Annotated in this window: 19 protein-coding genes; 16 read left to right on the top strand and 3 right to left on the bottom strand. The window is 74.6% G+C overall.

Features of this window, described 5'->3' with window-relative positions; all coding sequences use genetic code 11:
* Window positions 1-129: 129 nt before the first annotated feature.
* A complete protein-coding gene (locus GKC29_RS21020) occupies window positions 130-912 on the top strand; it encodes an ABC transporter ATP-binding protein (protein ID WP_155332453.1) in 783 nt (260 codons plus the stop codon).
* Window positions 909-3,392: an ABC transporter permease gene (locus GKC29_RS21015; RefSeq protein ID WP_155332452.1), complete on the top strand. Its 2,484-nt coding sequence runs from the start codon at window positions 909-911 to the stop codon at window positions 3,390-3,392. The genes GKC29_RS21020 and GKC29_RS21015 overlap by 4 nt, the downstream gene beginning before the upstream one ends.
* A gap of 49 nt (window positions 3,393-3,441) precedes the next feature.
* Here GKC29_RS21015 and GKC29_RS21010 read toward each other — a convergent pair whose 3' ends face one another.
* A complete protein-coding gene (locus tag GKC29_RS21010) occupies window positions 3,442-4,803 on the bottom strand; it encodes a serine/threonine-protein kinase (RefSeq protein ID WP_155332451.1) in 1,362 nt (453 codons plus the stop codon).
* Between the two features lie 529 nt (window positions 4,804-5,332).
* Between GKC29_RS21010 and GKC29_RS21005 the strand changes: the two genes are divergently transcribed.
* The 10 genes from GKC29_RS21005 to GKC29_RS20960 all read left to right on the top strand — a co-directional run bounded on the left by GKC29_RS21005 (window position 5,333) and on the right by GKC29_RS20960 (window position 12,897).
* Window positions 5,333-5,962, top strand: a complete 630-nt coding sequence (locus GKC29_RS21005; RefSeq protein WP_155332450.1) for an RNA polymerase sigma factor — start codon at window positions 5,333-5,335, stop codon at window positions 5,960-5,962.
* Between the two features lie 16 nt (window positions 5,963-5,978).
* Window positions 5,979-6,707: a hypothetical protein gene (locus GKC29_RS21000; protein ID WP_196255679.1), complete on the top strand. Its 729-nt coding sequence runs from the start codon at window positions 5,979-5,981 to the stop codon at window positions 6,705-6,707.
* 139 nt (window positions 6,708-6,846) lie between these two features.
* Complete coding sequence (egtA, locus tag GKC29_RS20995; RefSeq protein WP_155332449.1) at window positions 6,847-8,082, top strand: ergothioneine biosynthesis glutamate--cysteine ligase EgtA; 1,236 nt, start codon at window positions 6,847-6,849, stop codon at window positions 8,080-8,082.
* Window positions 8,079-9,416 (top strand): ergothioneine biosynthesis protein EgtB, encoded by a 1,338-nt coding sequence (gene egtB, locus GKC29_RS20990; protein WP_155332448.1) that lies wholly within the window; start codon window positions 8,079-8,081, stop codon window positions 9,414-9,416. Before egtA ends, egtB begins: the two co-directional genes overlap by 4 nt.
* Window positions 9,417-9,429: 13 nt before the next feature.
* Window positions 9,430-10,176, top strand: coding sequence for an ergothioneine biosynthesis protein EgtC (egtC, locus tag GKC29_RS20985; RefSeq protein WP_155332447.1), 747 nt, complete (start codon window positions 9,430-9,432; stop codon window positions 10,174-10,176).
* Window positions 10,177-10,211: 35 nt separating this feature from the next.
* Complete coding sequence (gene egtD / locus GKC29_RS20980; protein WP_155332446.1) at window positions 10,212-11,177, top strand: L-histidine N(alpha)-methyltransferase; 966 nt, start codon at window positions 10,212-10,214, stop codon at window positions 11,175-11,177.
* A gap of 224 nt (window positions 11,178-11,401) precedes the next feature.
* A complete protein-coding gene (locus GKC29_RS20975; protein WP_155332445.1) occupies window positions 11,402-11,989 on the top strand; it encodes a TMEM165/GDT1 family protein in 588 nt (195 codons plus the stop codon).
* A 40-nt stretch (window positions 11,990-12,029) separates the two neighbouring features.
* The gene (locus GKC29_RS20970) at window positions 12,030-12,383 is read left to right on the top strand and encodes a DUF1622 domain-containing protein (RefSeq protein WP_155332444.1); all 354 of its coding nucleotides are present in this window, start codon (window positions 12,030-12,032) and stop codon (window positions 12,381-12,383) included.
* Window positions 12,380-12,700: a hypothetical protein gene (locus GKC29_RS20965; protein WP_155332443.1), complete on the top strand. Its 321-nt coding sequence runs from the start codon at window positions 12,380-12,382 to the stop codon at window positions 12,698-12,700. Before GKC29_RS20970 ends, GKC29_RS20965 begins: the two co-directional genes overlap by 4 nt.
* Entirely contained in the window at window positions 12,697-12,897 is a 201-nt protein-coding gene (locus GKC29_RS20960) for a hypothetical protein (RefSeq protein WP_155332442.1), read from the top strand. The genes GKC29_RS20965 and GKC29_RS20960 overlap by 4 nt, the downstream gene beginning before the upstream one ends.
* A gap of 100 nt (window positions 12,898-12,997) precedes the next feature.
* Here GKC29_RS20960 and nhaA read toward each other — a convergent pair whose 3' ends face one another.
* On the bottom strand, window positions 12,998-14,308 hold the full coding sequence (gene nhaA, locus GKC29_RS20955; protein WP_155332441.1) for a Na+/H+ antiporter NhaA: 1,311 nt from the start codon (window positions 14,306-14,308) through the stop codon (window positions 12,998-13,000).
* Between the two features lie 294 nt (window positions 14,309-14,602).
* Here nhaA and GKC29_RS20950 point away from each other — a divergent pair, with 294 nt between their 5' ends.
* Window positions 14,603-16,060 carry a polysaccharide biosynthesis tyrosine autokinase gene (locus GKC29_RS20950; protein WP_155332440.1) on the top strand — a complete coding sequence of 486 codons (1,458 nt, stop codon included), beginning with the start codon at window positions 14,603-14,605 and terminating at the stop codon, window positions 16,058-16,060.
* Here the strand turns inward: GKC29_RS20950 and GKC29_RS20945 are convergent.
* Window positions 16,041-16,595: a low molecular weight phosphatase family protein gene (locus GKC29_RS20945; RefSeq protein WP_155332439.1), complete on the bottom strand. Its 555-nt coding sequence runs from the start codon at window positions 16,593-16,595 to the stop codon at window positions 16,041-16,043. The two genes, GKC29_RS20950 and GKC29_RS20945, sit on opposite strands and share 20 nt — an antisense overlap.
* 132 nt (window positions 16,596-16,727) lie before the next feature.
* On the opposite strand from GKC29_RS20945, the gene GKC29_RS20940 reads away from it, so the two are divergent.
* The 3 genes from GKC29_RS20940 to GKC29_RS20930 all read left to right on the top strand — a co-directional run bounded on the left by GKC29_RS20940 (window position 16,728) and on the right by GKC29_RS20930 (window position 20,517).
* Entirely contained in the window at window positions 16,728-17,936 is a 1,209-nt protein-coding gene (locus tag GKC29_RS20940) for a glycosyltransferase family 4 protein (protein ID WP_155332438.1), read from the top strand.
* Between the two features lie 177 nt (window positions 17,937-18,113).
* Window positions 18,114-19,898 (top strand): DUF4012 domain-containing protein, encoded by a 1,785-nt coding sequence (locus GKC29_RS20935; RefSeq protein WP_155332437.1) that lies wholly within the window; start codon window positions 18,114-18,116, stop codon window positions 19,896-19,898.
* A gap of 13 nt (window positions 19,899-19,911) precedes the next feature.
* Window positions 19,912-20,517: a hypothetical protein gene (locus GKC29_RS20930; protein WP_155332436.1), complete on the top strand. Its 606-nt coding sequence runs from the start codon at window positions 19,912-19,914 to the stop codon at window positions 20,515-20,517.
* The last annotated feature ends 54 nt before the right edge of the window (window positions 20,518-20,571 follow it).

Raw genomic sequence — 20,571 nt, 5'->3', positions numbered from 1 at the left:
AGGTCGTACCCGCCGGTCCCGCCGTACCGCCCGAGGGCGCAGCGGGATCGAGAGCGCGGGTGGACGCCACCCCCGCGCGGCGTCCATAGCGTCGGAAGCGTTCACACTTCCGACCCACGGGGAGCAGACATGCCCGTCGCACCTCCCGCACACGCCACCGCCGGTGTCGCGGTCACCGCCCGCGGCCTGACCCGCCGCTACGGCACCGGCCCGGCCGCCGTCGTCGCCCTCGACTCGGTCGACGTCGACTTCGCCGCGGGCGCGTTCACCGCCATCATGGGCCCGTCGGGCTCCGGCAAGTCCACCCTGCTGCACTGTCTCGCCGGCCTGGACCGCGCCGACGCCGGCACGGTCCACGTGGGCACGGCCGACCTCGGGCGGCTCGACGACCGGGGACTGACGCTGCTGCGCCGGGACCGGATCGGCTTCGTGTTCCAGTCGTTCAACCTGCTGCCGGCGCTCACCGCCGAGGAGAACGTGGTCCTGCCCCTGGCGCTCGCCGGCCGGCGCCCCGATCCGGCCTGGCTGCGCCAGGTGGTGACCGCAGTCGGCCTCGGTGACCGGCTGCGGCACCGGCCGGCCGAACTCTCCGGCGGCCAGCAGCAGCGGGTCGCGGTGGCGCGGGCCCTCGTCACGAAGCCCTGGGTGGTGTTCGCCGACGAACCCACCGGAAACCTCGACTCCCGGTCCGGTGCCGAGGTGCTCCGGCTGCTCCGGGAGGCCGTCGACGCGCTCGGCCAGACGGTGGTCATGGTGACCCACGACCCGGTCGCCGCGAGCCACGCCGACCGGGTGGTGTTCCTCGCCGACGGCCGGCTCGTGACGGAGCTGACCGAGCCCACCGCCGAGCGCGTGCTCGACGCCCTCGCCCGCCTCGATCCGGCCCGCCGTCCCGAGGCGGTGGCCCGGTGATCCGGCTGACCCTGCGCTCGTTGCGGGCCGAGGCGCCGCGCCTGCTGCTGTCCGCCCTCGCCGTCGTGCTCGGCGTCGCGTTCGTCGCCGGCACGCTGATGTTCGTCGACGGCATGCGGGCCGGCGCGTACGACCGGGCGGGCGCCTTCGACCGCCACACCGACCTCGGCGTGTACCCGGCCGGCTCGGAACCGCTGTCTCCCGCGCTCGTCGAGCGGGTACGCGGTGTCGACGGGGTGGCCGCCGCCGAGGGGGAACTGCTCGGCTCCGGCGGGATCGTCGGCGCCGACGACCGGCCCGTGCTTGGCTACGTGGTCCTCGCCGCCATCCCCACCGACCCCGCGCTGCGCTCGTACGACGTGGTCGCCGGCCGGCTGCCGGACCGTCCCGGCGAGGTGGTCGTGGACGCGCCGACCGTGGCCGAGGAGGGCTTCGCCGTCGGCGCGCCGGTCCGCGTCGGCGGCGCGGCCGGCGCCGCCCGCCCGTACACCCTGGTCGGCACCGTCGACGTGGCCGGCACCGCCCGGGACGTCGGTGGCCCGTTCGTCGGCCTGGTCGGGGCGGACGCGCTCGCGGTGACCGGGCAGCGCGGCTACGACCGGATCCTCGTCGCCGCCGCGTCCGCGGGCGACGGCACGGGTCTCGCGGACGCGGTGGCGGTGGCGGTGGGCACCGGTGCCACGGTGAAGACGCGGGCCCGGATCCTCGACGAGGCGGTCGAGGACGCCGTACGCAACCTGGAGCAGTTCAACCTGGTGCTGCTCACCTTCGCCGCCGTGGCGGTGGTGGTCGCCGCGTTCGTCATCGCGAACACGTTCGCGATCGTCCTCGCCCAGCGGACCCGCCGCACCGCGCTGCTGCGGCTGGTCGGGGCCACCCGCGGGCAGCTGTTCCGGGCCGCGGTGCTGGAGGCCGCCGTGGTCGGGCTGGCCGCGTCGGCGCTCGGCGTGCTGTTCGGGGTGGGCCTGGCGGGTGGTCTGAACCAGCTCATGTCGCGGCTCGACGCGCCGGTTCCCGGCGGGCTGACCATCACCGCGCCGACGGTCCTGGCGGGCCTGGCCCTGGGCACGGCGGTCACCGTGGGCGCCGCCCTCGCGCCGGCCTGGCGGGGGACCCGGGTGGCGCCGGTGGCCGCGCTGACCGACGCGGCGGTACAACCGACGCGACGGGCCGGGTGGCTCCGGCTGACCGCGGGCGCGCTGGTCCTCGCCGCCGGGATCGCCGCCCTGCTCACCGCGGGACCGGCGGTGCAGGTGCCGCTGGTCGCCGCGGGCGGGGTGCTCTCCTTCTTCGGGATCGTCCTGTTCGGACCGGTGCTGGTTCCCGCCCTGGTCCGGGTGTTCGGTCTGCCGGCGCGCCGGCTGTTCGGGGCGACCGCCGGTCTCGCGGTGGCGAACGCCGTCCGCAACCCGCGCCGGATCGCGGCGACCGCGACCGCACTGGTGATCGGCATCGGGCTGGTCTCCGCCTTCGTGGTCGGCGCGCACAGCACCAAGGCGGGGATCGAACGCGGCGTGGACGCCGAGATCGGCGTGGACTGGCTGGTCACCGGCATCGGCGGCCCGCTGCCCGCCGCGGTCGTGGGCGAGCTGCGGGCACGGCCGGAGCTCGCGGTCGTCCACGAGCAGCGCAGTGGCCTGTGGTCGGACGTGGAGGTGCGGGCCGCCCATCCCGCGCTGGTCGGCCGGACGCTGACCGGTGTGCTCGCCGGGGACCCGGACCGGCTCGGGCCCGGCACGGCGCTCGTCGGCCGGGAACTCGCCGAGGCGCGGGGGTGGACGGCCGGCAGCGCCATCACCGTGCGGGGCCGGCCGCTGCGGGTGGTCGCCGTGGTCACCGACGGCGGGCCGGCGTTCGCGGGCAGCCCGGTGCCGGCGGGCCACGTGGTCCACGTCGTGGACGCCGACTTCACCGTCCTCTTCCCGGACGAGCGGGGAATCCTCGCCGAGATCGACCCGGCCGGTGGGATCACGCCGGACCGGGCGCGGGCGGCGATCGAGGCGGTCGTCGTGCGTTACCCGACGGTCAACCTGATGGACCAGGGCGCGTACAAGAAGATGCTCACCGGCACGGTCGACATGCTGCTCGCGATCGTCACCGGTCTGCTCGGCCTCGCCGTGGTGATCGCGCTGGTCGGCGTCGCGAACACACTGTCCCTGTCGGTGGTCGAACGGACCCGGGAGAACGCCGTGCTGCGCGCGGTCGGGCTGACCCGCGGACGGATGCGGGGCATGCTCGCCGTCGAGGCGGTGCTGACCGCGCTGGTCGGGGCCGTGCTCGGGGTGGGCCTGGGCGCCGCCGTGAGCGCGGCGGCGATGGCCCTGCTGAGCCGGCTCAGCGACGGGTTCTCGGTGGTGCTGCCGCTCGGCCAGCTCGGGCTGATCCTCGGCGTGGCGGTGGTCGCCGCGCTGGCCGCCTCGGTGCTGCCGGCCCGCCGGGCGTTGTCCCGGCCGGTGGTGGAGGCGCTCGGCGCCCAGTGACGCGCCGGAAACCTGGTCGGCGGTGCCGTCGAGTGGCGGCACCGCCGGGTCAGGTGGTCGGGTTCGCCGGCTCCGTGGTGGTCGGGTTCGGCAGCGGCGGCGTGGTCGGGGGCGTCCCCGGGTCGCTCGTGGTCGGCTCGGGATCGGGCGTCGTCGGATCCGACGTCGGGGGCGGGGTGGTCGGCTGTTCGGCCGTGGGGCTCGGCTCGCCCGTCGGCGACGGGCTCACCGACGGCGACGGGCGGCTGGTGGACCCGGCCGGCCGGTAGGGGCGCTGCGGAGCGGACGAGGTGGTCTCCGCCGGCAGCACCGGCACCGCCGCGTCACCGGTCCCGTCGTCGACCGGTGTCGTCGCCTCCGGCACCTTGACCCCCGCCGGAGCATCCGCCGCCCCGCTGATGCCCAGCGCCGCCGCCAGACCGGCGACCCCCACCAGTACGGCGGTGGCCGCTCCCACCAGGGGGCCGCGCCCGCGTCGGCGTGCCGGCGCCGCGGCGACGGGTACGTCGGCGCGGGTGTGCGGCCCGGCGTCGCGCAGCGCCGCCGCGCCCGCCGCGGGCACGACCGTCGTCGCCGCCGACGGGTCCGACACGGCGGCCCGGGCCGCCGCCGCCATGGCCGCCCCGTTGCTGAACCGGTCCGCCGGGTCCTTCGCCAGTGCCCGGGCGACCAGCGCCCGCACGGCCTCGGGGATGTCGTGGGGCAGCTCCGGCGGCTCGTCGTCGAGGTGCCGGACGGCGACCTGGAGCGGGTTGTCGCCGGTGAACGGCGGGCTGCCGCTGAGGCAGCAGTACGCCACCGCGCCCAGTGCGTAGATGTCGGTGGCTCCGGAGACCGGCCGACCGGCGGCCTGCTCGGGCGCCATGTAGAGCGCGGTGCCGGGGACCGCGTTGGTGCTGGTGATGCTGGTCACGTTGGTCGAGCGGGCCACCCCGAAGTCGACCAGGACGACGTTGCCGTCCTCCTGCACCAGCAGGTTGCTCGGCTTGACGTCGCGGTGCACGATGCCGTTCTTGTGCGCGGCGTGCAGCGACTGCGCCACCTGCGCCACGATCGACATGGTCTCGGCCACGTCGAGCCGGCCGGCGGCCTCGATCCGTCGCGACAGCGGCTCGCCGGTGACGAACTCCATGACCAGGTAGTCGGCACGGCTGCCGTCGTCGAGCTGGTCCTCGCCGTAGTCGAAGACCTGGACGATGCCCGGGTGCCGCAGCGCGGCCATGATCCGCGCCTCCGCCCGGAACCGGGCGATGAAGTCGGGATCGGAGACGAGCGCGGGCAGCAGCACCTTGACCGCCACCTGCCGGCCCAGGACCAGGTCGGTGCCCCGCCAGACGTCACCCATGCCGCCCGTGGCGACACGTTCGTCCAGGCGGTACCGACCGCTGAGCACGACCTCCGATGACAACACAGCACTACCGTACCCAGAGGGTGCATGGTCGGCGCGTCGTGGCCGGCCGGCGCGGGCGGGCCCACCAGCCCTCGCGCGGCGTCGGGTGAGCGTCCGGCTCCGGTGCGCTGTCACCGGGCGACTACGTGCGGTGACGGGAGCGACTTCACCCGTGCTTTACCCTGGGCAAACGTCGCGTTCGCCCGTTGCGCCGCGTGCGGAGCGCCCGGAGGAGTCGTAACGTTACGGCGACGCGCCGGCTGATCGTGTTGATTATTCTCACTCTTTTCCTGACCTCGGGCGACTTGTCCGATCGGCCCACGACTCCTAGCGTTGGCCCGGCTCGGGCCCACACGACGTTGTCGGCGGCGGTACGCCGACGGCGGGGCCGTCCTGGTGGAGCCCAGGCGAACGGTCGGGCCGAGCGGCCCTGGCGTGATCAGGTCAGCGGGGGGCTGAGGGTGCGGGATCAGGTCCGGCTGCCGGACCGGGTTGAGGTCGCGCCCACGGGCGTGTGCCGGCCCGGTGGGGCCGAACGGAAGCGGGCGGCGTGACCGGTGAGCTGAACGAGGCCGTCGTCGCGGCGCAGGCCGGGGACGAACAGGCCTTCCGTTTCCTCTACCGCAGCCTCCAGCCCGGTCTCCTGCGCTACCTGACCGCCCTGGTCGGGGCGGACGCCGAGGACGTCGCCTCCGAGACGTGGCTGCAGGTCTCCCGCGACCTGCCCAGCTTCACCGGCGGGGAGTTCCGCGCCTGGACGGTCACCATCGCCCGGAACCGGGCGATGGACCACCTGCGCCGGCAGCGCCGGCGTCCCTCGCTCCCCGTGCCCGTGCAGGCGTTGAGCGACCTGGCCAGCGACGCGGACACGGCCGAGCGGGCCGGCGAGACCATCGGGACCGAGGCGGCCCTCGCCCTGATCGGCACGCTGCCGCCCCGGGAGGCGGAGGCCGTCCTCCTCCGGGCCGTCCTCGGTCTGGACGCCGAGACCGCCGGGCGGGTGCTCGGCCGGCGCCCCGGCGCCGTCCGGACCGCGGCCCACCGGGGACTGCGCCGGCTCGCCGCACTGTTGGAACGCCGCGGCGAGGACGCCCCGGCCACCGCCGCCGAGGATGCGACCCCACCTCGTCCCCGAGACGCGCGCCGGCAGACGCCGCACGCCGAACCGGCGGACGGTTGACGTGAGGGGACTCAGGATGTTCTTCCGCCGTTCCGCGCGGGCCGACCGGGCCGCGCTCGACCGGCTCCTCGACGCCGCGCCCGACGCCGTCCCGGGTGCCGGCGCCGAACCGTTGTCCCGACTCCTGTCGGCCGCGGCCGCCCCGGGGCGGCCCGACGAACTCGCCGGTGAGGAGGCGGCCCTCGCCGCCTTCCGCGCCGCCCGCGCCACCCCGACCCCGGCGCCGGAGCCGCGGCGACGGCGTCGGCCGGTCACCGCGGGGGTGCTCGCCTGGGCCGCCGGAGCGGCCGCCACCGCGACCGCCGGTGTCGCGTTCGCGGCCGTCGCCATCGACCGTCCCGACGCCCCGCCACCCCGCCCGGCCCCGACCACCGGTGTGAGCGGCCCGGGCGAGACCGACGGTCCCGGCGGCACCCCGGGCGGTGGCGCCAGCACCGGCACGCCGGGCGGGACGCCGTCCGGGCCGCCGACGCCCACGGCCGGGGCGCCCTCGACCGGTCCCGGCTCACCGTCACCCCGCGAGCGGGCCGCCCAGTTGGACGGGCAGTGCCGCGCGTACCTGGCGAAGTCGCCGGCCCAGCGGGAGAAGGCCCTCGACACGCCCGGCTTCGCGGATCTCGTCGCCGCGGCCGGCGGTCGCGGGCAGGTGACCGACTACTGCCGGGAGCGGGTCGGCGAGCCGGAGCCCCCGAAGACGAAGAAGCCCAAGTCGGGGCCCACACCGACCGCGTCGACCACCCCCTGAATCCGGTTCGCGTTTACCCCGGACACGGGACGTTCGTCTGCTAGACAGAAGGAGGTCGGCCCGCCGGCGCCTGCCGATGTCGGTGGGTCGCGTTACGGTGGCTCGGACCGGACGTCGGGCGGCGAAAGGGGCCGAACCTGTGGTGACGTCTCCGGAGGTGGATCGGGCCACCGTCCTCTGCTCGTCCGCCGCGGCCGCGGGCCACATCGCCCGGATCTGCTTCAAGACCGGCCCACCCCGCCACGTCGGAGTCGAGCTGGAATGGACGGTGCACGACGCCGTCGACCCCGCCCGCCCGGTCGAGGCCGACCGACTGCGGGCCGCGCTGGGGCCGCACTGCCCCCGCACCCTGCACAGCACGAGCCCCGCCCAGCGGCTCCGGCACGGCAGCACGGTGACCGTCGAGCCGGGCGGGCAGGTGGAGATCTCCACCGCTCCACGCACCTCGATCGCCGCGCTCGTCGACGCGACGGACGCCGACATCGCCCAACTGTCGGCGCTTCTCGCGCCGGCCGGGCTGGTTCTCGGCCGCGACGGCATCGATCCCCACCGGCCGCCACGGGCGGTGCTGGAGACCCCCCGTTACCGCGCGATGCGCCGGGTGTTCGACCGGCGTGGCCCGGCCGGGCGCACGATGATGTACAGCACCGCCGGTCTCCAGGTCTGCCTCGACGCCGGGGAGGCGGAGCACCTCCCGGACCGGTGGGCCACCGCGCACGCGATCGGGCCGCCCCTGGTCGCGGCCTTCGCCACGGCCGGCCGTCACGCCGGGCGGCCCACCGGCTGGGCGTCGGCCCGGATGGCCGCCTGGCTCGCCATCGACCCGGAGCGCACCCACCCGGTGTGGACGCCGGAGCAGGGCGACACGGACCCGGTGGCGAGCTGGACGGCGTACGTGCTCGCCGCGCCGCTGCTCTGCCTGCGCGACGCCGGTCCCGACTGGACACCGCCGGCCGGCGTCACCTTCGCCGACTGGCTCGCCGGCGCGCTGCCCCGACCGCCGACCACCGACGACCTCGACTACCACGTGAGCACGCTGTTCCCGCCGGTACGCCCGCGCGGCTACCTGGAGCTGCGTTACCTCGACGCGCAGCCGGGGCGGGCGTGGACGGTGCCGGTGGCGGTGGTCGCCGCCCTGCTGGCCGACCCGGCCACCACCCACGCGGCGCAGGCCCTCGCCCGCCCGCAGGCCCACCGGTGGACCGCGGCGGCCCGCCACGGCCTGCACGACCGGGGCCTCGCGGCCGCCGCCGCCGACCTGTTCGACCTGGCGCTCGTCGCGCTGCCCCGGCTGGGGCTGCCGGCGGCGCTGCACGACGAAATCGACCGAGGCGTACGGCGGCGGCGTGCGGCCGCCGGGAGGAGGCAGCGGTGACGGAGACGACGACGGACCGGCGCGACGGGGAGGCGGTGCGGGCACGGATCGCGGCGGAACTGGCCCGCACCCGCGCCCGCACCGCCGCCCTGACCGACGCGGTCGACGACGAGGACCTGATGCGGCAGCACTCGCCCCTGATGTCCCCGCTCGTGTGGGATCTCGCCCACGTGGGCAACCAGGAGGAGCTCTGGCTGGTGCGCGACGTCGGCGGCCGCCCACCGGTCCGCCACGACATCGACGACCTCTACGACGCGTTCAAACAGCCCCGCCGGGACCGGCCGTCCCTGCCGCTGCTGCCACCGACCGAGGCCCGCGCCTACGTGGCGACGGTCCGGGACAAGGTCTTCGACCTGCTGGACCGGGTGCCCTTCACAGACCGCCCGCTGATCGCCGACGGCTTCGCCTTCGGCATGATCGTCCAGCACGAGCAGCAGCACGACGAGACCATGCTCGCCACCCACCAGCTGCGCTCCGGCGCGGCCGTCCTGGACGCCCCGCCCCCGCCCGAGCCGCGGGCACGGGTCGGCGGTGAGGTGCTGATCCCGGCCGGCGAGTTCACCATGGGCACCGACACCGACCCGTGGGCGCTGGACAACGAACGCCCCGCGCACCGGGTGCACCTCCCGGCGTACGCGATCGACGCGGCGCCCGTCACCAACGGCGCGTACGCGGGGTTCATCGCCGACGGCGGCTACGACGACGCCCGCTGGTGGAGCACCGCCGGATGGGCGCACCGGCAGCAGGCGGGGCTGTCCGCCCCGATGCACTGGCGTCGCGACGGCGACGGCTGGGCGTACCGCCGCTTCGGCCGCTGGGCGCCGGTCCGCGCCGACGAACCGGTGGTGCACGTCTGCTCTTACGAGGCGGAGGCGTACGCCGCCTGGGCCGGCAAGCGGCTGCCCACCGAGGCGGAGTGGGAGAAGGCGGCCCGCTGGGACCCGGCGACCGGCCGCTCCCGCCGCTACCCCTGGGGCGACGAGGACCCGACGGCCGACCACGCCAACCTGGGCCAGCGGCACCTCTGGCCGGCGCCGGTCGGCGCGTACCCGGCCGGGGCGTCACCGTTGGGCGTCCACCAGCTCATGGGCGACGTCTGGGAGTGGACCTCGACGAGCTTCCGTGGCCACCCGGGCTTCACCGCCTTCCCGTACCGGGAGTACTCGGAGGTCTTCTTCGGCGACGACTACCGGGTGCTGCGCGGCGGGTCGTTCGGCACCGACCGGGCGGCCTGCCGGGGCACGTTCCGCAACTGGGACTATCCGATCCGGCGGCAGATCTTCAGCGGGTTCCGTTGCGCCCGGAACGCGACGCCCGAGGAGGCCCACGCGTGAGGGTGGGCGCCTGATGTGCCGCCACCTGGCCTACCTCGGGCCCCCGGTCACCCTGCGGGAGCTGCTGTTCGATCCGCCGTACTCGCTGGTGCGCCAGTCCTGGGCGCCGCGCGACATGCGCGGCGGCGGAACGATCAACGCCGACGGCTTCGGCGTGGGCTGGTACCCGGGCGACGGCGAGCCGGTGCGCTACCGGCGGGCGCAGCCGATCTGGAGCGACCCGACGATCGAGCAGCTCGCCGGCGTCACGTCCGCGGGCGCGGTGCTCGCGGCGGTGCGCTCGGCGACGGTCGGCATGGCGGTGCTGGACTCGGCCGCCGCGCCGTTCGCCGAGGGACGCTGGCTGTTCAGCCACAACGGCGCGGTGCGGGGCTGGCCGGACAGCATGGTCCCGCTCGCCGCCGCGCTGCCCGTCCGGGACCTGCTCACCCTCGACGCGGCCACCGACTCGGCGCTGCTGTGGGCGCTGGTCCGGCACCGGCTGCGGTCCGGGATCAAGCCGGCCCGGGCCGTCGCCGAGACGGTCGTCGCGGTGGCCCGGACGGCACCCGGGTCGCGCCTCAACCTGCTGCTCACCGACGGGCACACGGTGGTGGCGAGCGTGGTCGGGCACGCGCTGTCGCTCCGCACGACGCCGGCCTCGGTGCTACTGGCGTCCGAGCCGCACGACGACGACCCCGGCTGGCAGGACGTGCCGGACGGGCATCTGGTGGAGGCCACCGCCACCGGGGCGCGGGTCCGCGCCCTGACGGAGGCGTGACCGCCCACCGAGACACCTCGACAGGAAGGGCAGAGATGGGCGCGGAGCCGTTGGAGATCCACCTCGAGGAGCAGGACCTGGGACGCAGCCTCCGGCAGGACGTGCGCACCGGGCTGACCGCCGAGGAGAAGTGGTTGCCCCCGAAGTGGTTCTACGACGCGCGGGGCAGTCAACTCTTCGAGGAGATCACCCGGTTGCCGGAGTACTACCCGACCCGGGCCGAGCGCGCGGTGCTCGCCGAACGCGCCGGCGACATCGCCGCCGTCACCGGAGCCAAGACGCTGATCGAGCTGGGCTCGGGCTCGTCGGAGAAGACCCGCCTGCTGCTGGACGCGTTCACCCGGCACGGCGACCTGGGCACCTTCGTCCCGCTGGACGTGTCGGTGAGCGCCCTGCGGCAGTCCACCGCCGAGATCGCCGCCGACTATCCGGGCCTCCGGGTCCGCGGCATCGTCGGCGACTTCACCCGCCACCTCGACCGGCTGCCCGCCGGTGGCCGGCGGCTCGTGGTGTTCCTCGGCGGCACGATCGGCAACCTGCTGCCGGCCGAGCGCGGGGAGTTCCTGACCCAGATGCGGTCCTCCCTGGAACCGGGGGACTGGCTGCTCGTCGGCACCGACCTGGTCAAGGACCCGGCGGTCATCGTGCCGGCGTACGACGACGCGGCCGGTGTCACCGCCGAGTTCAACCGCAACGTGCTGCGGGTGATCAACCGGGAGCTGGGTGCCGACTTCGACCCGGCGGCCTTCTGCCATGTGGCGTGCTGGGATCCGGAGCGGGAGTGGATCGAGATGCGGCTGCGGGCGCTGCGGCCGATGCGGGTACGGGTGCTCGACCTCGACGTGACGTTCGCCGTCGGGGAGGAGTTGCGGACCGAGGTCTCGGCGAAGTTCCGGCCGGAGGGGATCGCCGCGGAGCTGGCCGGGGCGGGCTTCACCGCCCACGACTTCTGGACCGATCCCGGCGGCCTCTTCGGGGTGACGCTGGCCCGCGCGGACTGACCGGTTGCGGCTGTTCACCCCCGGCACCCCGCCGCTCGGGTGATCGGCTAGGGTGAGCGCAGCGAAGGGGAGTAGCCCCCAACGTCGTGGTCGACACACTGGTGCGTTCCGCACCCGGCCACGCGGCCCCGCACCCACGGGGCGGGCGAGACCTTCGACCCAGGCTTGTGCAGCCGGGTCGAGGGCGCCCCGTACCTCCTCCCGGCCTGATCCGGAAGGATGTCATGGAGGGTTTCCTCGTCGCGCTGGTGGTCAGCTTCGGCGTCATCTTCGTCGCCGAGCTGGGGGACAAGTCCCAGCTGATGGCCCTGACCTTCGCCACCCGCTTCAAGCCGCTGCCGGTGCTGATCGGCATCACCGTCGCCACGGCCGTCGTGCACCTGGCGTCGGTGGCGATCGGCTACGGGCTGGGGGCCGCGCTGCCCACCGAGTGGATCTCCCTCCTCGCGGGCGTCGCGTTCCTCGGCTTCGGCGCGTGGACCCTGCGCGGCGACGTGCTCACCGAGGAGGAGCGGCGCAAGGCGCAGAAGAGCAGCAAGTCGGCGATCGTCGCGGTCGGGGTGGCGTTCTTCCTCGCCGAGCTGGGCGACAAGACCATGCTGGCCACCATCACCCTGGCCACCCAGTACGGCTGGTTCGGCACGTGGATCGGCTCGACCGTCGGCATGGTGGCCGCCGACGCCCTGGCGATCCTCGTGGGCCGGCTGCTCGGCCGGAAGCTGCCCGAGAAGACCGTGAGGTACGGCGCCGCGATCCTCTTCGCCGTCTGCGGGCTGTGGCTGATTCTGGAGGCCGTCGACCAGCTCACCTGACCTGCCGACTACCCGCCCGTCCGACGGGTAACGCCAGCGGGTGGGGGACGTCCTGCGGCACGGGTACGGGTTCCTGATCACCACGGTGGAGCTCGCCGGCGCGATCATCATCTTCGTCGGGGCGGTCTGGGCGGCGGCCCGGTTCGTCGTCGAAGGGCTGCGGCACCGCACCGCGAAGGTGTGCACCCCGATCCGGCTCGCTCTGGGGCGGGCCCTCACGCTCGGACTGGAGTTCCTGCTCGCGGCGGACATCCTGCGGACGGCCGCGTCGCCGACCTTCACCCAGATCGGCCAGCTGGCCGCCATCGCCGCCATCCGGACCGCGCTGAACTACTTCCTGGGCCGGGAGATCCGCGAGGAGCAGCGGCAGGTGCAGGGCCGGGACGAGGCGTGATCAGCACCCTGGTCACCGTCGTCACGGCGCTCGCCGCCGTGGCGGGGGTGGCCGTGCTGGTCGGCACCGGCTCCGGCCGCGCCGCCCTGCGCGTGCTGCTGGACCTGCTCACCGCCGCCGGCCTGCTCCGGCTCGTGGCCGGTCAGGGCTGGGTGGACCTGGCCACGGCCGCGGCGATCATCGCGCTGCGCCGGCTGCTCTGGGCGGTCCTGACCGCTTCCGGGCGACTATCCGCCCCCCGTCCGGGGAAAGACGATCACGGACCGCCGCTGACGGTGGGCGGTGAACGCGGACGTTCCGGGAGGTTGACCCCATGAGCAGACATGACGAGCCGAACGAGTACGGCTTCGCCGGTGGCGCCACGGCGCCCGAGCCGCCGCCCGGCGGGCGGGCCGACGAGCAGGACCGGGCGGAGGAGGTCGCGGTGCCCGGCGACGACCTCATGGAGCCGGTGAGCGACGCCCTGGCCGACGAGCAGGAGGAGCGTCGCCGCCGTACCGAGGGGCGGGCCTGACGAGCGGCGGCGGGCACCGGGCGGCCCCCGCCCGGCCCGCCGCGGTGCCCGGCCCCGACAGCGGTGTCCGTCCGGCGCCCGCCCCCGCGAGGTGCTCCGGTCAGGCGTCGCGGCGCTGGTAGACGTCGGGGATGCCGTCGCGGTCCGAGTCCACCTTTTCCGCCTCGGCGATCCGCCGGTAGGCGGCGTTGCGGCGGACCAGGACGGCGGTGGCGAGCAGGGCCGAGATCAGCGAGCCGCTGAGCACCGCGGCCTTCACGTTGCCGTCCGCCGCGGTTCCGGTGCCGAACGCCAGCTCGCCGATCAGCAGTGACACGGTGAAGCCGATGCCGGCGAGCAGGGCGACGCCGAGCAGATCCGACCAGGTGATGTCCTCGTCGAGTTGGGCGCGGGTGAACCGGGCCAGCAGGAACGTCGAGCCGAGGATGCCGATCGCCTTGCCGAGCACCAGCCCGGCCACGATGCCGACGACGATCGGGTCGGTGACCACCGCCCCCAGGTCGGCGTCGCGCAGCGACACCCCGGCGGCGAAGAACGCGAAGACGGGCACGGCGAAGCCCGCGGACACCGGCCGCCAGCGGTGCTCCAGGTGCTCGGCGAGCCCGTGCCGGTCACCCTCCTTGCCGCGTAGCACCGGGACGGTGAAGCCGAGCAGGACGCCGGCCACCGTGGCGTGCACGCCGGAGGCGTGCACCAGCGTCCAGGCCACCACGGCGAGCGGGATGAGGGCCCACCACCAGGTTCGGCGGCGCTGCACCAGCAGCCCGAACAGCGCGATCGGCGCCAGCGCGCCGAGCAGCGGCAGCAGGCTGAAGTCGTCGGTGTAGAAGATGGCGATGATCGTGATGGCGAAGAGGTCGTCGACCACGGCGAGGGTGAGCAGGAAGGCCCGCAGCCCCTGGGGCAGGTAGGAGCCGATCACGGCCAGCACCGCCAGGGCGAAGGCGATGTCGGTCGCGGTGGGGATCGCCCAGCCCCGCAGGCCCTCGCCGCCCGCGGCGAGGTTGACCCCCACGTAGATCAGCGCGGGCATCGCCATTCCGCCGAGCGCGGCGACCACCGGCAGGGCGGCGCGCCGCGGGTCGCGCAGTTCCCCGGCGACGAACTCGCGCTTGAGTTCCAGGCCGACCACGAAGAAGAAGATCGCCAGCAGGCCGTCGGCCGCCCACTTCGCGAGCGTCAGGTCCAGGTGCAGGGCCGAGCCGCCGGACCAGGGCACCCACTTGGTGACCGCGGTGTACGCGTCCCCCCACGGCGAATTCGCCCAGATCAACGCTACGACCGCGCCGAGCAGCAGCAGGCCGCCGCCAACCGTCTCGGTGCGCAGCACGTCGGCCAGGAAGCGCGCCTCCGGCCAGGAGGTACGCGAGAACAGCCGGAAGCGGCCGGGCTGCGGGGTGCGGTCGGTCATGCGTGATCCATCCGGTGGGTCGAGGGCAGGAGGCATCGATCGCCGACCAGGCTTCCCGGCACACCGCCCGTAACCCTATCCAGCCGGGCGAACGGCCGCGAACGGAGACGACGTGACCTCGCTCGCGCCGTTCCGTTTGTCCCTGGGGAAATGTGTGCCCGGCTGTTAGTCGAAAATGCATAACTCCGGACATAAGACGCACGAGCCGCTTTAATGGTTTCACGCGATTAAGACGACCTTGGGGGTTTTCGTGAAGTTCTTTGGCGTTACCGGCCTGGTACGGAGGCGCGCCTGATGGACCTGTACCGCCACCTCCGCCTCGTGCGCCGGCACTGGTGGATCGTCCTCGTCACGCTCCTGGTCGCGATGGGCGTCACCGCCCTGGTCACCGTCCGGGCCCAGCCCCGGTACGTCGCCTCGGTGACCTTCTTCGTCACCACGCCCAGCCAGGGGGTGACCGACGCCTACCAGGGCGGTCTGTTCCTCCAGCAGCGCGTGAAGTCGTACGCGGAACTGCTGACCAGCGACCGCCTCGCGCAGAGCGTGGTGGCCGACAACCCGGTCGGGCTCACCGCCGAGCAGGTCCAGCGACGGGTGAGCACCTCCACCGAGGCCGGTACGGTCCTGCTGCGCGCCTCGGTCACCGACACCGACCAGACCCGCGCGCTGCGGGTCACCGAGGCCCTGTCGGCGAAGTTCGTCGAACTGGTGCAGAAGGTCGAGACCACACCGGACGGCAAGGCCGGCCCGATCAAGATCGAGGTCGTCAGTGGGCCGCGGGTCAGCCCGACCCCGGTTTCCCCGCAGCCGGTCCGCAACTTCGCGATCGGAGCGCTGATCGGCCTGCTCGCCGGTGTCGGCCTGGCGATCCTCCGCGGGCTCGCCGACGTCCGGCTGCGCGACGCCGCCGGTCTCCAGCGCGTCACCGGCAGTCCGCTGCTCGGGGAGATCCCGTACGAGGGCACGGCGAAGGCCTCCCCGCTGATCGTCGGTGAGGCCGCCACCTCCGCCCGGGCCGAGGCGGTCCGGAAACTGCGGACGAACCTGCGCTTCGTCGACGTGCACGAGCCGGCCCGGGTCATCGCCGTCACCAGCGCGTTGCAGGGCGAGGGGAAGACGACCCTCTCCTGCAACCTCGCCATCGCGCTGGCCGAGGCCGGCTGGCGGGTGCTGCTGGTCGACGCGGACCTGCGTCGCCCGAAGGTCGGCGACTACCTCGGGCTGGACAACGGCGTCGGGCTCACCGACGTGTTGGTCGGCGACGTGCAGGTCGGGGACGTCGTCCAGCGCTGGGGCGACAAGTCACTGCTGGTGCTGCCCAGCGGTTCGGCTCCGCCCAACCCGAGCGAACTGCTCGGCTCGAAGGCGATGGCCGACCTGCTGCTGGCGCTGCGCGAATCGGCCGACATCGTCATCATCGACACCGCGCCGCTGCTCGCCGTCACCGACGGCGTCGTGGTCGCCGTCCAGGCCGACGGCGCCCTGCTGGTGACCCAGCAGGGCCGGACGTCCCGCTCGCAGGTGGCCACCGCCGCCCGGTCGCTGCACTCGGTCTCGGTGCGGCTGCTCGGCTGCGTCCTCAACATGGCCAAGGTGCCGAAGGCCGAGGCCTACCAGTACGAGGCCTACCGGGTGGTCGCGGCCGCGGAGCCGCCCGCCGTGCCGGCCGAGCGGGTCGCCGGTCCCCGGCACGCCGGGCAGCCGGGCGTGGTCAGCGACCACACGCAGGAACTCACCCGGCTGTCCCGATGAGCGCCGCGAGGGGTCGCAGCGACCGTTCGATCTCCTCGGCGCAGCGTCGGAAGTCGGCGGCCGTGCCGCCGATCGGGTCCCGCAGGTCATCCGCGTCGGGGGCGGCTGGTTGCAGTCGCCCCCGGGCGCGGGCGGCGGCCTCGACCGCGGCGCGCAGCGGGTCGTCGGCCGGCGTCGACGCCGGCTCCGCCGCGGCGGCGAGCCGCCCGAACTGGCGCAGGGTGAACGTCCGGTGCAGTACGGCCGGGGCGAGGGTGGCGCACACCGAACGTTGGCGCCGGGTCGCGGTCAGCACCAGCGTCGCGCCGGTCAGGTGCTCGCGGCGCAACCGGCGGGTGCGGAACCCGGTCGGGTCCGCGCCGGTCCCGGCCGCGACCTCGGCCGCGTACGGGTGCATGGACAGGTCGTCGACGGCGTCGGTGCCGGCGCTGGCCACCTCGACCGGGCGGTCGGCCAGCAGCCGTCGGGCCAGGTACTCGGCCATCGGTGACCGGCACAGGTTGGCGTGGCAGACGAACAGCACCCGGTCGATCATCAGGACCCCTCTTGCGGACGCGGAGACGGCGGGCGTCCGGCACGGGCGGCCGGACGCGGAGGGGTTGCCCGCATCGTACGTGGACACCCGCCGGGCGCGTCACCGTGCCGCGCCGAGCATCGGGGAGTCGCGATGAGGATCGGCATCCTGTCGTACCACTTTCCACCGGAACCGGCCTTCATCCCCGGCAGCCTCGCCGAGGAGCTGGCCCGCCGTGGCCACGAGGTGCGGGTGCTGACCGGCTTCCCGGACTATCCGGGCGGCCACATCTATCCGGGGTGGCGCCAGCGCTGGCACCACGAGACCCGCAGCGAGCGGCTGACCGTGCGCCGGGTGCCCCGCTACGCCGGGGGAGACGGGTCGGTCCGGAGCCGGATGGCCGGCTACCTGTCGTTCGCCGGCAGCGCGTCCCTGGTCGGCCGGCGGTTCCTCGCCGGCGTCGACGCCCTCTACGTGCACCAGCCGCCGGCGACCGCGTTCGCCGCCGCGGCCCTGCTGCGGCTGCTCGGCCGGGTGCCGACCGTCCTGCACGTGCAGGACGTGTGGGCCGAGGAGGAGCCCGCCGCCGGCGAGCAGGGCCGGTGGAAGGCCCGGGTGGCCGGGGCGATGGCGCGGACCTACCGGGCGGCCGACCGGGTCGCGGTCGCCGCACCGTCGATGCGCGAGCTGGTGGTGGCCGCCGGGGCCGACCCGGCCCGGGTCGACGTGGTCCTCAACTGGACCGACGAGCGGATCTTCCAGCCGGCCCGACCCAGCCCGGCCGCGCGACGGCTGGTCCGCCGGGACGACCGGTGCGTGGTCATGCACGCCGGCACCATCGGCGCGCGACAGGGCCTGGAGACGGCGGTACGGGCGGCCGTGGCGCTCGACCGCACGATGGATCTGGTCCTGGTGGGGTCGGGCGAGCAGGAGCGGCGGGTGCGGGGGCTCGCCGCCGAGTTGCGCGCCGACAACGTGCGGTTCGTCGAGCGGCGCTCGCCGCTGGACATGCCGGAGCTGTACGCCGCCGCCGACTACCAGCTGGTCATGCTGCGGGACCTGCCGGAGCTGCGCAGCACCCTGCCCGGGAAGCTCCAGGCGGCGCTCTCCTGCGCGGCGCCGGTCGTCGTGTCGGCCGGCGGGGACGCCGCCGAGCTGGTCGAGCGGGCCCGTGCCGGGTTGTCCTGCCCGCCGGAGGACTGGGCGACGCTCGCCGACCGTTTCTGGCTGGCCGCCACGATCCCGTCGGGCGCCCGGGCCGAGATGGGCCGCCGGGGCCGCGAGGCGTACCTGCGGCAGATGTCCATGCAGGCCGGTGTGGACCGCATCGAGCGGCTGCTGTACGAGGCCGCCGCTCGCTGAGCTGATCCCATACCGACCGCGACGCCGTGCCCGACCGGGCGCGGCGTCGCGCGCTGGAGTACGAGCTTCACTCTCGTAACGGTCAAGACCGTCAATTTCCCACTACGTCGGTCGTTACGTGTTAAGAACGACGGAGAAATCGTCCCTAGTGTCCGATTCCGGGGGAACGGAGTGTCTGTGAGGGAGAGCGAGGCACCGCGTCGACGGCGCGGTCGATCCCGCCGGCGTCGGCAGGCCCGCCTGCGGCGCGCGCTGCTCGCCGCTCTGGTGGCCGGTTCGGTGCTGCTGGTCTCGGCCGGCTGGGTCGGCTTCCGGGGCTGGCAGGCCCGCGCCCACCTGGTCAACGCCGCGGGGCTCGCCCGTGACCTCAGCGCCCAGGTGGTCACCGGGGACACCGAGCGGGCCCGGCGCACGCTCGCCGCGCTGCAGGAACAGGCTGCCGCCGCCCGCGCGGCCACCGGCGACCCCGGTTGGCGGCTCGGCCGGCAGGCCCCGTACGCCGGGGACAACCTGGTGGCCGTCCGGCAGATCGCCGTCGCCATCGACGACCTGGCCCGGGAGGCGTTCCCGGCGCTGCTGCGGACCGACCTGAGCACCCTGCTGCCGAAGGCGGGGCGGCTCGACGTCCAGCGGCTGCGCGCCCTCTCCACCGACCTCGCGGCGATCGACGCCACCGTGCGACGGAGCCGGGCGAGTCTCGCCGAGGTGCCCACCGCCGGCCTGGTCGACCAGGTCCGGGCGGCCCTCGCCGGCCTGCGGGGAGAGATCGACCGGCTCGCCGGCCTGACCGCCGCGGCCGGCCAGGCCACCCGGCTGTTACCGCCGCTGCTCGGTGTCGACGGCCCGCGCAGCTACCTGCTGGTCTCGCAGAACCCCGCCGAACTCCGGGCCACCGGCGGCCTCATCGGCGCGTACGCCCTGTTGCACGCCGAGGGCGGGCGGGTGCGGCTCGGCCGCCAGGGCACGAGCGCGCAGCTCGGCCGGTTCACCAAGGTACTGAAGGTCCCGGAGGAGGTCCGCGCCCTCTGGGGTGACCTGCCCGGGATCTATCCGGCCGACGTCAACCTCACCCCGCACTTCCCGACGGCGGCCGCTCTCTACCGGGAGATGTACCGCCGAAAGACCGGGACGGCCGTGGACGGTGTCCTCGCCGTCGACCCGGTCGTCCTGTCGTACCTGCTGAAGGCCACCGGCCCGGTCATGGTTCCCGGCGGGGTGCCGCTGGCGGCGGACACCGTGGTGCGGACGTTGCTCAGCGAGGCCTATCAACGCCTCGACCTGCGTGAGCAGGACGAGTACTTCGCGACCGCCGCGGCATCGGTGTTCCACACGCTGTTCACGAAGAATGTCGACCCGATGGGGCTATTGTCCGCATTTGACCGTAGTGTCACCGAACGCCGGATATTGTTCTGGAGTGCCCGACCTGAAGAGCAACGGACGCTCGGCGACAGCCGGATGGCCGGGGTGCTTCCGGAGAAGGACACCGTGCCGACGGTCGGCGTGTTCCTCAACGACGGCAGCGGCGCGAAGCTCGGCTACTACCTCCGGCCGGAGGCGACCCTGACGGTCGGCGACTGCCAGGACGACGGAAGCAGGGAACTGCGGTTGCGGGTCACCCTGCGCTCGACGGCGCCGAAGACGGGACTCAGCGAGTCCGTGCTCGGTCTCGGCCTGGCGGGCGATCCCTACACCGTCCGCACGCTCGTGTCGGTCTACAGCCCGGCCGGCGGCGGCGTGCAGGGCGCGCGGCTCGACGGCGCCGACCTCCCGGTGGGCACCGGCACCGAGCGGAAACGGCAGGTGGCCACGGCGAACATCGAAGTCCCACCGGGGGCCTCCCGGACCGTCGAGGTGACCGTGCACACCGCGAAGACCGGCAGTGGGACGGCCGAACTGTGGCTGACCCCCACCGCCACTCCATGGACCACCCAAGTAACTACCGCACCAAGCTGTGACCAGTAGGAGGGAACCAATCATGCGGCTATCCCGCATCATCATGGCGCTCACGGTCGGTCTGGCCGTCGCGGCCGCGCCGACCGCGGCGGGGGCGGCGCAGCCGCAGCCGACGCAACCACCGGTGTACCCACCGGGTGGGGTCGAGCTGTCCGTGGACGACCCCCAGATCATCCTCGGCGAGACCGTGACGCTGTTCGGACGGGGCTGGAACCCCGGCGAGCGCATCGTCATCCGGGTGTCCTCGAGCCCGCTGGCCAACGCCATGACGGCCGTACGCGGCAGCAGCGGCGACCGGGTCGCGATGACGCCGGTCGCCTACCGGCCCAGCCGCGACGAACCGGACCTGGCGGCGTTCGCCGCCCGGGCCGACGGCACCTTCGAGGTGACCTACACGCCGCGCCGCACCGGCTACTTCCTCTTCGAGGCGGTCGGCGAGACCGGCCGTACGGACACCGCCCAGGTGACCGTCCTGCGCAAGAAGAAGAGCGCGCTGCCGGTGACGGGTGCCAGCACCAGCACGCCGATGAAGGTCGGTGGCGGTCTGGTGGCCACCGGTGCCGTCCTGCTGCTGATGACGCTCGCGTGGCGGCAGCGGCACCGCTTCAACGCCCGGAGCGTCCGCTGACGTGACCGCGCGCCGGGCAGGGCCCGGACATGTCGTGGGCGGGCGCCCGCCGGG

The sequence above is a fragment of the Micromonospora sp. WMMC415 genome (assembly GCF_009707425.1).
Lineage (GTDB): Bacteria > Actinomycetota > Actinomycetes > Mycobacteriales > Micromonosporaceae > Micromonospora.
This window is presented reverse-complemented; position numbering and strand designations above follow the sequence as displayed.